The 11,961-nt window shown below is 70.8% G+C and carries 10 protein-coding genes and 1 pseudogene; 5 read left to right on the forward strand and 6 right to left on the reverse strand.

Annotated features, from left to right (window positions below; all coding sequences use genetic code 11):
• Positions 1–4: 4 nt before the first annotated feature.
• Together VIL76_RS03205 and dusB are read right to left on the reverse strand one after the other, a co-directional pair.
• Positions 5–1,117 (reverse strand): two-component system sensor histidine kinase NtrB, encoded by a 1,113-nt coding sequence (locus tag VIL76_RS03205; RefSeq protein WP_332043547.1) that lies wholly within the window; start codon positions 1,115–1,117, stop codon positions 5–7.
• Positions 1,114–2,121 carry a tRNA dihydrouridine synthase DusB gene (gene dusB, locus VIL76_RS03210; protein WP_332043548.1) on the reverse strand — a complete coding sequence of 336 codons (1,008 nt, stop codon included), beginning with the start codon at positions 2,119–2,121 and terminating at the stop codon, positions 1,114–1,116. The genes VIL76_RS03205 and dusB overlap by 4 nt, the downstream gene beginning before the upstream one ends.
• Positions 2,122–2,211: 90 nt before the next feature.
• On the opposite strand from dusB, the gene VIL76_RS03215 reads away from it, so the two are divergent.
• A complete protein-coding gene (locus VIL76_RS03215; protein WP_332043549.1) occupies positions 2,212–3,357 on the forward strand; it encodes a bifunctional 2-C-methyl-D-erythritol 4-phosphate cytidylyltransferase/2-C-methyl-D-erythritol 2,4-cyclodiphosphate synthase in 1,146 nt (381 codons plus the stop codon).
• Position 3,358: 1 nt separating this feature from the next.
• On the opposite strand, the gene VIL76_RS03220 is transcribed toward VIL76_RS03215, so the two are convergent.
• Positions 3,359–5,647 carry a fused MFS/spermidine synthase gene (locus VIL76_RS03220; protein ID WP_332043550.1) on the reverse strand — a complete coding sequence of 763 codons (2,289 nt, stop codon included), beginning with the start codon at positions 5,645–5,647 and terminating at the stop codon, positions 3,359–3,361.
• 65 nt (positions 5,648–5,712) lie between these two features.
• On the opposite strand from VIL76_RS03220, the gene VIL76_RS03225 reads away from it, so the two are divergent.
• A complete protein-coding gene (locus tag VIL76_RS03225) occupies positions 5,713–6,204 on the forward strand; it encodes a CinA family protein (RefSeq protein ID WP_332043551.1) in 492 nt (163 codons plus the stop codon).
• 136 nt (positions 6,205–6,340) lie between these two features.
• Here VIL76_RS03225 and VIL76_RS03230 read toward each other — a convergent pair whose 3' ends face one another.
• On the reverse strand, positions 6,341–6,841 hold the full coding sequence (locus VIL76_RS03230; RefSeq protein WP_414695407.1) for a type II toxin-antitoxin system RatA family toxin: 501 nt from the start codon (positions 6,839–6,841) through the stop codon (positions 6,341–6,343).
• 9 nt (positions 6,842–6,850) lie between these two features.
• A complete protein-coding gene (lipA, locus tag VIL76_RS03235) occupies positions 6,851–7,810 on the reverse strand; it encodes a lipoyl synthase (RefSeq protein ID WP_332043552.1) in 960 nt (319 codons plus the stop codon).
• A gap of 121 nt (positions 7,811–7,931) precedes the next feature.
• Between lipA and VIL76_RS03240 the strand changes: the two genes are divergently transcribed.
• The 3 genes from VIL76_RS03240 to VIL76_RS03250 all read left to right on the forward strand — a co-directional run bounded on the left by VIL76_RS03240 (position 7,932) and on the right by VIL76_RS03250 (position 11,048).
• Positions 7,932–8,819, forward strand: coding sequence for an SIMPL domain-containing protein (locus VIL76_RS03240; protein ID WP_332043553.1), 888 nt, complete (start codon positions 7,932–7,934; stop codon positions 8,817–8,819).
• Positions 8,820–9,057: 238 nt separating this feature from the next.
• Positions 9,058–10,614: an AMP-binding protein gene (locus tag VIL76_RS03245; RefSeq protein ID WP_332043554.1), complete on the forward strand. Its 1,557-nt coding sequence runs from the start codon at positions 9,058–9,060 to the stop codon at positions 10,612–10,614.
• Entirely contained in the window at positions 10,611–11,048 is a 438-nt protein-coding gene (locus VIL76_RS03250) for a hypothetical protein (protein ID WP_332043555.1), read from the forward strand. Before VIL76_RS03245 ends, VIL76_RS03250 begins: the two co-directional genes overlap by 4 nt.
• Positions 11,049–11,519: 471 nt before the next feature.
• Here VIL76_RS03250 and VIL76_RS03255 read toward each other — a convergent pair.
• Positions 11,520–11,961, reverse strand: a pseudogene (locus VIL76_RS03255) (dihydrolipoyl dehydrogenase); the annotation flags it as partial.

Genomic DNA, 11,961 nt, shown 5'->3' on the forward strand with positions numbered 1-11,961 from the left:
GGCCTCAGACGTCCTCTTCGGAAACGATGGGGAGCAAGACCCGGAAGACCGTGCGGCCGGGCTCGGACTCGAAGTCGATCAGGCCGCCGTGGCCGGCGACCAGCTTGGACACCAGGGCCAGGCCTAACCCCGCGCCGTTCGGCTTGGAGGTGACGAAGGGCTGGAACAGGTGCTCGCGCAGGTGGGCCGGCACGCCGGGGCCATTGTCCACGATCCGCACTTCCAGCGGCGCACCGCGCAGGGACTGGCCCTTGGCGGCGCGGACGCGCACGCCGTGGCGGTAGGCGGTGTAGATGGCGATCTCGCCACGGCCGTCCCCACGGGCGTGCGCGGCCTCGGCGGCGTTCTTCACCAGGTTCAGGAAGACCTGGATGAGCTGGTCTTCGTCGCCGAGCACCGGCGGCAGCGAGGGATCGTACTGCTCGCGCAGCACCAGCCCGTCGGCGACGCCGTTGGCCGCCAGCGCGCGCACCCGGTCCAGGATCTGGTGGATGTTCAGGGGGGTGAGCGACGGCAGGTGGTCGTCGGAGAACGCCTCCATCCGCTCCACGAGGCGGCGCACGCGGTCGGTCTCGTCGACGATCAGCTGGGCGAGCGGGGCGTCCTCAGGCTTGGCGCCGGACTTGAGCAGCTGCGCCGCCCCGCGGATGCCCGCCAACGGGTTCTTGATCTCGTGGGCCAGCATTCGGCCGAGGCCGACGATGGAGCGAAGGCCCGCCGCCTCCGCCCCGCCGCGCTCCACGCCCAGCCCAGTCCGGACCGAGAGCGTCAGCAGCACCGAGCCGTCGCCGAGCGGCGCGGCCGCGCCGTCCGCCTCGAACGGCGGGAGGCCGAACAGGTTGATCTCCACCCCACGCTCGCGGACGCGGGCGTCCTCCTCCAGCGCACGGGTGAGCAGGGAGACCAGCGCCGAGCCGGGCGGCAGGGCGGCCCGGAAACGGCCGCGGGCGAGCAGGCCCAGCCCCTGGCCGAACAGCGCCTCGGCGGCCTCGTTGACCGCCACAAGCGCGCCGTCGGCATCCACCACCATCGCTGGGTCGGGGGAGAGCTCGAAAGCCGCGGCCTTCAGGGCGTCGCCGTCGAGCCCCTTGGCGCGGGTGCGCGTGCTGCCGGTCATGCCGCCAGCCTTGCGCCGGCGTTCAGCCAGAGCTCGGTGAGCCCCCGCTCGACGGCGGCGGCATCCTCCAGACGGCAGAGCGTCGAGCGCGCCTGCCGGCGCGCCTCTGGGGACGCCGGCCAGGGCGCGTTCTCGATGTAGGACGCCAGGTGCTTGCGAAAGATGCGGATCCCGAGCCGCTCCCCATAGAAGGCGATGCTGTCTCGGAAGTGGGCCAGCGCGATCTGCAGACGTTCCTCGGGGCCAGGCTCAGCGAACGCTCGCCCGTCCAGCTCCGTCCCGATCTGGGCGGCGATCCAAGGCCTCCCGTAGACGCCGCGGCCGATCATCACCGCGTCCGCGCCGGAGGCTTCCAGCGCCTGCCGGGCGGTGGCGGTATCGACGATGTCGCCGTTGACAGTGACGGGAACAGAAACCGCCCTCTTCACCTCGGCCACGGCGGCCCAGTCGGCGCGGCCCTTGTAGAATTGGCAGCGCGTGCGGCCGTGGACGGTGATGCCCTTCACCCCCAGCGCCTCCGCGCGGGCCGCGAACTCCGGAGCGTTCCTTGATCTGTCGTCCCAGCCCAGGCGCATCTTGACCGTCACCGGGACATCGACCGCCTCCACGGCTGCGGAGACCAGCTCCATGGCGAGGTCCGGCTCGCGCATCAGCGCCGAGCCGCACTGCGCGCCGGTCACCTCGCGCGCCGGGCAGCCGAAGTTGAGGTCGATGACCTGGGCGCCCGCCCGTGCGGCCAGCCGAGCACCTTCCGCCAACGCGGCGGGCTCGCGGCCGATCAGCTGGACCACCATCAGCGGCAGGCCTTCGCCGACTGCCGCCCGGCGGACCACGTCGGGCCGGCCGCGGGCGAGCTCGGCGCAGGCCACCATTTCGGTGGAGACATAGGCCGCGCCTAAGCGGCTGGCGGCGCGGCGGAACGGGAGGTCCGAAACGCCGGTCATCGGCGCGATCCAGACGCGACCGCGGACCCTGACTCGACCAAGCTCGAGCGCACTGCTCATTTTCTAATCATCCCAAACGCCGTCTTTTTAGGCACATTGTGCGGCGCCGTAAAGCTGGAACCGCGCGGATTCCCGCCCTAAACAACAGCCATGAGTTTTTCCGCGGTGGTGGTCGCGGCGGGGGCGGGATTGCGGGCCGGGCCGGGTGAGCCCAAGGCCTGGCGGACACTCGGCTCCCGACCGCTCGTGCGCTGGTCCGTCGAGGGCCTGCTGGCGGCCGGCGCGCGCGAGGTGATCGTCGTGGTGGCGCGCGAGCGGCTGGGCCAGGTGGACGAGGCGCTGGCCGGCCTTGAGGGCTGGAAGGCCGTGACGGGAGGCGTCACTCGCGCCGATTCCGTCCAGGCGGGCCTCGCCGCGGTGACCGCGCCGCGCAACCAGCCGGTGCTGGTCCACGACGCCGCCCGCCCGTTCGTCACCCGCACCCATGTCGACCGGCTGCTGGCGGCCCTCGACCTCGCCGACGGGGCGGTCCCTGCCCTGCCCGTCCCTGACACCCTGAAGCGCGGCGACTCCCTCGTGGACGAGACGGTCTCCCGCGAAGGGCTCTACCGCGCGCAGACCCCGCAGGCCTTCCGCCTCGGCCGCCTGAAGGCCGCCTACCGCCGTTGGCCGACCGGCGAAGAGCCGACCGACGATGCGGCTGTCGTGGAGCGCGCCGGCGGCAGCGTCGCCATGATCCCCGGCGACCCCATGCTGATGAAGCTGACCTACCCTGAGGACTTCCTCATGGCCGAGCAGCTGGCGGCTTCGCGGCGGATCGTACGCATGGGGCTGGGGATCGACGCCCACAGGTTCGGGCCGGGCGACGTGGTCTGGCTGTGTGGCATCCGCATCCAGCACGACGTGGGCCTGGTCGGCCACTCCGACGCCGACGCCGGTCTTCACGCCTTGACGGACGCCGTCCTGGGCGCGATCGGCGCGGGCGACATCGGTGAGCACTTCCCGCCTTCTGACCCCCGCTGGAAAGGCGCCTCGTCCGACCAGTTCCTCACCCACGCGGTGGCTATGCTCACTGCGCGCGGCGGCCGGATCCTCAACGCCGACGTCACCCTAGTCTGCGAGCGGCCGAAGGTGGGGCCGCACCGGGCCGACATGCGCCAACGGATCGCCGACTTGCTGCGGGTGCCGACGGACCGGGTCAGCGTCAAGGCCACGACGACCGAAGGCATGGGCTTCACCGGCCGCGAGGAAGGGCTGATGGCCCAGGCCGTCGTGGCCGTCGAGACCCCCCTCTAGCTCACGGCAGCCAGGTCCAGTTCTCCTTCAGGCGGCGATAGAGCGCGCCGGCGATGTTGATGTAGTCGTCGGTCCATGGCCGGGCCTTGCCGGCGTCGACGCGCCGCCAGCGCGGGTCGTCGGCGAACCAGGCCATTCCGGCCGGCGACCGGGCGACGATGACCGCGTCCTCCGCAGACTCCCAGGTGCCCGCCGGGTCGTCTCCGGGCCGGTACTCCTGCACCATGGCCACGCCGCCGGCGGCCGCCGCCACCGCCTGCGCCGGGCCCATCAGGTCGAGGTTGCGGTTGGAGAGGTGCAGGATCAGCACCCCGTCAGGCGTCAGGTGGGTGAGGTAGTCGCGCACGGCTTCGACGGTCAGCAGGTGGGCCGGGACGGCGTCCGACGAGAAGGCGTCGATCAGCATCACGTCGAACAGCGCCTTGGGCTGCTTGGCCACCGTGAGGCGCGCGTCGCCGAGGACATAGTCGATCCGACCCTTGGCGCACTCGGTCGTGTAGCTGAAGTTCTTCGGGTCGGTGGACACCTTCACCACCAGCGGATCGATCTCGAAGAAGGTCAGGTGGTCGCCGGGCCGGGTGTAGGCGGCCACCGTGCCGGTGCCGAGGCCCACGGCGGCGACGCGGATGGCCGGCTTGTCCGCCTTCACCGCGTCGAACACCTGCCCGATGGGCGAGTTGGGGGTGTAGTAGACGAGCGGGCTGCAGCGGAACTCCGGCGCGGTCGCCTGGGCGCCGTGCAAGGTGGTGCCGTGGGCCAGCATGTTCACCCGACCGTTCAAGCCGGGGACATAGGTGTGGGACTTCTCCAGCACCCCGAAGAAGCTGCGCCACGTGCGGCTTTCCTCGACACGGTTGCCGACCGCCTGGGCGCAGACCGAGATCACCACGATCACCCCGAAGAACATGATGGCGTAGCGGCGCAGCAGGAAGGCCGACACCACGGCCGTGGCCAGCAGGGTGCGGGTGCCGATCTCCACAAGCTCGCGCTGACTGAAGTTGCCGAGCACCGGCTCGACGGTCGTGCTGGGCGCGATGAAGGTCATCACCACGGGCGCGAACGCGGCGGCGGCCACGCCCAGGAAGAGCCAGGTCCAGTCCCACAGGCCCACCTTCGCCGGCCCCATCGGCCGCACCAGGCAGGAGAGCGCCAGGACCGCGGGGTACTCCCAGATGTTGCTGAAGATCACCGGGGCCAGAAGGGCGTTGAAGGCCCCGCCGAGCACCCCGCCCAGCGACATCAGCAGGTAGAACTCGGTCAGGCGCCGCGGGTCGGGGCGTCGCGCCACCAGGGTCTGGTGGCACATCAGCGCCGTCAGGAAGAAGGCCGCGAGGTGGACGCCCAGTTGCATCAGGTAATTCGACGACTTGAAGGGCAGCATGGCCGCGCAGGCGGCGACGGCGGCGGCCTGCAGGAGCAGCGTCACATCCGGCGGGATCAGCGGCCGCGCCTGGAAGGCGATGATGAAGGTCGCGAGGTACAGCGCAAGCGGCACGACCCAGAGGAAGGGCGCCGAGGCCACGTCGGTGGTGATGTGGGTGGTGACCCCCAGCATCAGGCTCGACGGGATCGCCGCCAGGGCGACCCAGGCCAGGCGGTCGCGCCAGGTGATCGGCGGAGCCGGGGCCGAGCTGTCGGCTTCCACCGCGGCGGCGGTGCGGGCGCGGCCGACGAACAGCGCCAGCCCCGCCATCAGCGCCACAAAGGCGGCGTAGCCGAGGCTCCAGCCGCCCTTCTGGCCGGCGAGCGTCAAGGCGGGCTCCACGGCGATCGGGTACGCGAGCAGCGCCAGCAGGCTGCCGAGGTTGCTGGCGGCGTAGAGGACGTACGGCTCCTTGCCGTCCTCGTTGCCGACCGTGCGGGCGTGCCAGGCCTGCACCAGCGGGGCTGTGGCCGAGAGCACCGCGAAGGGGGCGCCGATGGAGAGCGCCAGCACGCCGAGCAGCCACAGGTTCGGGTGCTCCACAGAGGGCTGGCCGAGCAGCTCGTTGACCCGCAGCGGCAGGGCGAGCGCGGCGACCAGCAGGGCGGCGCAGTGGACCAAGGCCTGGGTCCTGACGCTGGCGATCCGCTGCAGGGCGTGGGCGTAGCCGTAGCCCGCCAGCAGGGCGGCCTGGAAGAACACCATGCTGGTGTTCCAGACTGACGGGCTGCCGCCCAGCAGGGGCAGGACCAGCTTGGCCACCATCGGCTGCACCAGGAAGACCAGGGCGGCGGAGGAGAAGACGGTGATCGCGAACAGGGCCTCGGGCGGTCGTGCGGCTGGCCTGACGGCGGCGGCTGAGGTCATGGACGCGGTCGGCCCTGCTGTGCTGTGGTCGGCGGACCTTATGAGTGCTTCGGGGGCGCGCCCAAATGTTTTCGCTGGAGATCGTCACCCTGGCCCGGTTGCTGGTGGACGAGGCGCGGGAGCGGTCCCTGCGCATCGTCACGGCGGAGAGCTGCACCGGCGGCCTGGTAGCGGGCGCCATCTGCCAGGTGTCGGGGGCCTCGGACGTGTTCGAGCGGGGGTTCGTCACCTATTCGAACCGGGCCAAGCAGGAGATGCTGGGGGTGCCGGGCGACCTGATCGCCGACCTCGGCGCGGTCTCCGAGCCGGTGGCGCGGATGATGGCGGAGGGCGCCCTGGAGAACTCCAACGCCCACCTGGCGGTGGCGATCACCGGGATCGCGGGCCCGGCCGGCGGCACGCCGATGAAGCCGGTGGGCACGGTGCACATCGCCACGGCGAGGTCCAACCAGCGGCTCATGCACAGGCAGGAGTTCTTCGAGGACGAGACCCGCGAGGGCATCCAGCTGGCGGCGGTGCAGTCGGCCCTGCAGATGCTGCGCGACCGGATGGCCTGAGCGGCGTGTCACACGCCGCGTCAGCGCTATTTGCACCACCCAGCGCGACAACTCTCGAGATGGACTAAGTCTCTGAATTAACGCGTCAAAGAGCGTACGCGAGAGTGTACGCCTCCAACGCCAAAGTATTGGTGGGTCAGCCCGGGGACGCCGCTTCGGCGGCGACCTGCTGGGGGAGAGGCTGGCCCGGCTCGCCGTAGAGCTTCTTCGCGCGGGCCTCGAAGCAATGCATCAGCCGGTCGACGGCGGTGGTGAAGTTGGCGGTCAGCAGGGCCGACAGCAGGCGGCTCTTGAACTCGAAGTCGATGTCGAACTCGATGCGGGTGCAGCCGTGGCCGGCGTCGAGGAAGCGCCAGCGGTTCTCCAGCTTCCTGAACGGGCCGGAGAGCAGGCTGGTGTCGATCTGCTTGTTGATGGCGTCGCGCCGCACCCGAGTGGAGAACCGCTCCTTCAGGAACGAGAACCCCACCTTCGCCTCGGCGTCGACCGCATCGACGCCCTCGGAGAGCTTGCGGCCGTTCCAGGTGCGCATCTCGGTCACCCAGGGGACGAAGTCGGCGTACCTGGCCACGTCGCCCACCAGCTGGAACAGCTGGTCCGGCGTATAGGGCAGCATCTTGGAGACGTGGTGGCGCACCGTCCGCTCCTAAGCGGCGCTCTCGCGCGCGATGCGCGCGGCCTGCAGGCGGGCGAAGTCGTCGCCGGCGTGGTGCGACGAGCGGGTCAGCGGAGACGAGGCGACCATCAGGAAGCCCTTGGCTCGGGCAATTTCCTCCAGCGCCCGGAACTCGTCGGGATGGACGAAGCGGTCGATGGGCGCGTGCTTCCGGGTGGGCTGCAGGTACTGGCCGATGGTGATGAAGTCGACGCGGGCCGAGCGCATGTCGTCCATGACCTGCATCACCTCCTCCTTGGTCTCCCCCAGACCGACCATAACGCCCGACTTGGTGAATTGGGTCGGATCGCGCTCCTTCACACGCTCCAGCAGGCGCAGCGAGTGGTAGTAGCGGGCCCCCGGTCGGATGCCGAGGTAGAGGCGCGGGACGGTCTCCAGGTTGTGGTTGAAGACGTCCGGCCGGGCGTCGATGACGCTCTCAAGGGCGGCGATCGGCTTGCGGGCGAAGTCCGGCGTCAGGATCTCGATAGTGGTCGCGGGCGAGGCGGCGCGGATCGCGCGGATCACGTCCACGAACTGCCGCGCGCCGCCGTCGGCGAGGTCGTCTCGGTCCACCGAGGTGATGACGACGTGCTTCAGCCCCATCTTGGCGACGGCGTCGCCGACTCGGGCGGGCTCGTCCAGGTCCACCGGCGCGGGCTTGCCGGTGGCCACGTTGCAGAAGGCGCAGGCGCGCGTGCAGACCTCGCCCAGGATCATGAAGGTGGCGTGGCTCTTGTCCCAGCACTCGCCGATGTTGGGGCAGGCCGCCTCCTCGCAGACGGTCACGAGGCGGTGGGTCTTCACGATCTCGCGGGTGGCGGCATAGCCCGGCGAGCCGGGCGCGCGGACACGCAGCCACTCGGGCTTGCGGAGGATCGGCGTGTCGGGGTTCGCCTGCTTCTCCGGGTGGCGGGGGCGCTTCCCCGTCGTGTCGATGACCACGGCCATGGGCCCTAGATCGTCTGTCCGGGCGTCAGGATCAACCCAGGCGTGGCGATGTGGACGGGAGACAGGGGCGGCAAAGCTCGTCTAGTCTGTCCGTGGGGGGACATTCGATGCCGGAGCATCCATGCGCCTTGCCTTCGCAGCCCTAGCGCTCGCCACCCTCGTTTCGCCCGCGGCCGCCCAGACCGTCGTCCCGGTGACGCCGCGCGCCTACGACCCCGCGCCCTGGTGGATGGACAAGCCGATCATCGCCTCGACCGGCTACGTCTGGACCGAGGTGGCCGCGAACCGGGCCAACGCCGCCGCCACCTACGAGGCGGTCGACAAGGACCTCTCCCAGGCCCAGAAGGCCGCCGCCGACAAGGTCCGGGCCCTGGGGCAGGCGCTGGCCGCCTACGGCGCCGAGAAGGTCCGCGTGGAGACCTCGTTCCGGGTCCAGCCGCTCTACGAGCAGTACCGCGACCGCCAGGGCGAAGTGAACGAGAACCGCCGCGCCGACCAGATCGAGCGCTACCAGGTGGTGGCGGAGGTGCGCACGGAGATCCGCGACGTGCGCCTGGCCGAGCGGGTCTATGCGACGCTGATGGCGGCCAAGCCGTCCTCCACCCGGCCGGTGACCTTCCGGCTGGAGCCGGAGAACGAGACCCGCACCCAGATGTTCAGGCTGGCGGTCGAGGACGCGCGCCGCAGGGCGAGCCTGGCCACCGACGCCGCCGGGACCCTGGTCGGCGCGGTGAAGCTGATCGATCCGACGGGGCGGGCCTGCGAGACCGACGTGCTGGTGGCCGGCGCCGGACGCAGCTACGGCGGCGACCGGGACGCCTACCAGGTCGCCCCGCCGCCTCCGCCCCCGCCCCCGCCTGCGCCGCCGGCCGTGATGGAGGATATCACCGTCACCGCCGCTCGCCGGGCGCGCGAGGTGGGCCTGAACGTCGAGGCCATCCAGTTGCCGGTCCAGCCGCCGCTGCAGCGGCTCGAGGCGCGGGCGTGCGTGGTCTACAGCCTGGGGTGAGTTCCCTTCCTTTCCCCGCAAAGCGGGGAGAGGGGGACCGCCCGTCGAGGCTGGCGCCAGCGAGCCGAAGAGCGGGTGGCGGAGACGGCGGGCCGAGGCAGTGCGGCCGCCCTCCCTCTCCACCACGCCCTCTGCGGGGCGCGGTCCCCCTCTCCCGCCTTCGGCGGGAAAGGAAGGTTTTCATCCGGGAATCCGGGGGATAGGTTCAGCTCCAACGAAAACGTGGGAGGGCCGCCGTTTGGCGCCGCCGTTTGACGTCCGCCGCGCGGAGACCTCGGTCTTCGACGCGCTCATCGAGGCAAGCCGCGTCCACGGGGCCAAGAAGCCGATCCTGGAGGACCAGGAGCGCCGGCCCCTCAGCTATCAGGACCTGATCCGGGCCTCGTTCGCGCTCGGCCGCAAGATCTCGGCCTTCACTAAGCCCCGCGAGCGGGTGGGCGTGCTGCTGCCGTCCAGCGCAGGCGTGGTGGTGACCTTCTTCGCCCTGCACGCCTTCGGCCGCATCCCGACGATGCTCAACTTCACGGCCGGCATCCGCAACCTGCGGGCGGCGTGCGAGTTGGCGGGCGTCAAGCGGGTGCTCACCTCCCACCGCTTCGTCGAGCAGGGCAAGCTGCACGACATCGTCGACGCGCTGGAGACGATGACGACGGTGACCTACCTGGAGGACGTCCGCGAGACGGTGGGGATCGCCGACAAGGCGTTCGCGGCGGCGGCCGGCGCCTTCCCGCTGCGGTTCCGGGCGCCCGTGCGGGCGGAGGACCCCGGCGTCATCCTGTTCACCTCGGGCAGCTTCGGCTCACCGCGGGGCGTGGTGCTCTCCAACCGCAACCTGGTGGCCAACGCCCGGCAGATCGAGGCGCATATCGACCTCGACCCCTCGTGGGTCTTCTTCAACCCGCTGCCGACCTTCCACTGCTTCGGCCTGACCGGCGGGGTGATCCTGCCGATCCTCACCGGCATGAAGGCTTTCCAGTACCCCTCGCCGCTGCACACCCGGCAGATCCCGCCGCTGCTGAAGGACACAGGCGCGGCCGTGCTGCTCGCCACCGACACCTTCGTGAACCAGTACGCGCGGGCCGCCGACCCGGGCGACCTCTCCGGCCTGAAGTTCGTGGTCTGCGGGGCGGAGAAGGTGCGCGAGGAGACGCACAACCTGATCACCGAGCGGTTCGGGCCGATACCGCTGCTGGAGGGCTACGGCGCGACCGAGGCCTCGCCGGTGATCGCGGTGAACAAGCCCAACGATAACCGTCGTGGCACGGTGGGCGGCCTCCTGCCGGGCATCGAGACCAAGCTGGAGCCAGTGGAGGGCATCCCCGGCGGCGGCAAGCTCTACGTCCGCGGCCCCAACGTGATGGCGGGTTACCTGGCGGCCGACGGGACCGTCGAGCCGCCGGTCGGCGGCTGGCACGACACCGGCGATGTGGTCTCGATCAGCGACGACAAGTGGATCAAGATCCTGGGCCGGGTGAAGCGCTTCGCCAAGGTGGGCGGGGAGATGGTCTCGCTGACGGCGGCGGAGGACCTGGCGAGCTCCGTCTGGCCGGATTGCCGGCACGCCGTGGTGGCGGTGGCCGACCCGAAGAAGGGCGAGCGCCTGGTGCTGGTCACCGATTTCCGCGACGCTGACTCCGCCCCGCTGATCGCCCACGCCAAGGCCATCGGCGCGCCCGAGATCGCGGTCCCGCGCCGGATCATCCGGGTCCCTGAGATCCCGGTGCTGGGCAGCGGCAAGACCGACTACGTGGCCCTGCAGAGGATCGTCGACGCCGAAGAGCGCCGGGCCGCGTGAGCCCCAGGCTCCAGCTCCTCCACAGGATCGGCTTCTACTACTTCGCTGGGGCGCCGATCGCCGGACTGGCGCTGCTGCTCGGCGCACTGGCGCTGAACCGGCCCTACCCCGAGGCGCGGGCCGCAGTGGGCGTGAACCCCTTCGAGATCTTCGCCTACCTCTACTTCTGGTTCGCAGCGAGCGGGATCGCCCTTTTCGCCGGATTCCTGGCGCCTGCGGCCGCCGCCATCGTCTATGGCGCCCGCCGCCACCCGGTGATCCGCGTCGCGACTTGCACGGCCGCCGCGGGGGCCGCAGCCCTGCTCACCTATCGCCTCTTCCCGCCAGGCGACGGCCAATTCGTTCGCGCGCCGGAGGCCTGGCATGTCATGACCGTGTGGGCCCTCGCCTCCGCGATCTGCACGCTGGCCTGGCCCCGGGCGGCCCGGTTCTGATCGCGCTCAGATGGGGAGCATTTCGCGCAGCGCCCGCCGTAAGCAACGCCCTGTTGCGGCCCTTCTGTTCTTTGTCGGGGCTGGCAGCTTCCTGGCCGGGCTCGCCCGATTTGCGCGGCTTCTTGCGGCCCCAGTCGCGGATGCTCTGCCTCCAGGCGTGGCTCTTCTCGGCGCCCTCATTTTCCTCCCGCTTGAGATCTTTGCGATCACCGCGCTTGGAGGGCTGGCGCCTATCGGGGCAGGTCTCCTGTGCGGCGTGTGGGCGCCACTCAGGCCATGGGTGCGTGTGGCTCGGGTAGCGGCCTGCACCGCAGCCGCGGCGGCGATGTCCCGCCTGACTTACCGCTTGGAATTGATGGAGCACGTCTGGCCGCTGCCGTACACCACCCCTCCGTGGAGCGAGGTGGTGCTGATCTGGACGTCGGTCTGCCTCTTATGCGCGGTGGCATGGGACCTCATCGAGCACAGCTCTCAGATATGCAGCACCCGGCCGTAGGCGTCGAGGCTGGCCTCGTGCATGGCCTCGCTCATGGTGGGGTGCGGGAAGACGGTGGCCTGGAGCTCGGCTTCGGTCGCTTCCAGGGTCATGGCCAGGGTGAAGCCCTGGATCATCTCGGTGACCTCGTGGCCGAGCATGTGGGCGCCGATGAGGGCGCCCGTCCTGCCGTCGAACACCGTCTTCACGAAGCCCTCGGTTTCGCCGGCCGCAATGGCCTTGCCGTTCACACGGAAGGGGAAGCGGCCGACCTTCGGCTCCAGCCCCTGCTCCTTAGCCTGGGCCTCGGTGAGGCCGACGGAGGCGATCTGCGGGTTCGAATAGGTGCAGCCGGGGATCGGGCTCTTCAGGTTGGTGGGCTTCAGGCCGGCGATGTGCTCGACGCAGTGGACGCCCTCGTGGGACGCCTTGTGGGCC

The sequence above is a fragment of the Phenylobacterium sp. genome (assembly GCF_036563285.1).
In the GTDB taxonomy this organism is placed as follows: domain Bacteria; phylum Pseudomonadota; class Alphaproteobacteria; order Caulobacterales; family Caulobacteraceae; genus Phenylobacterium.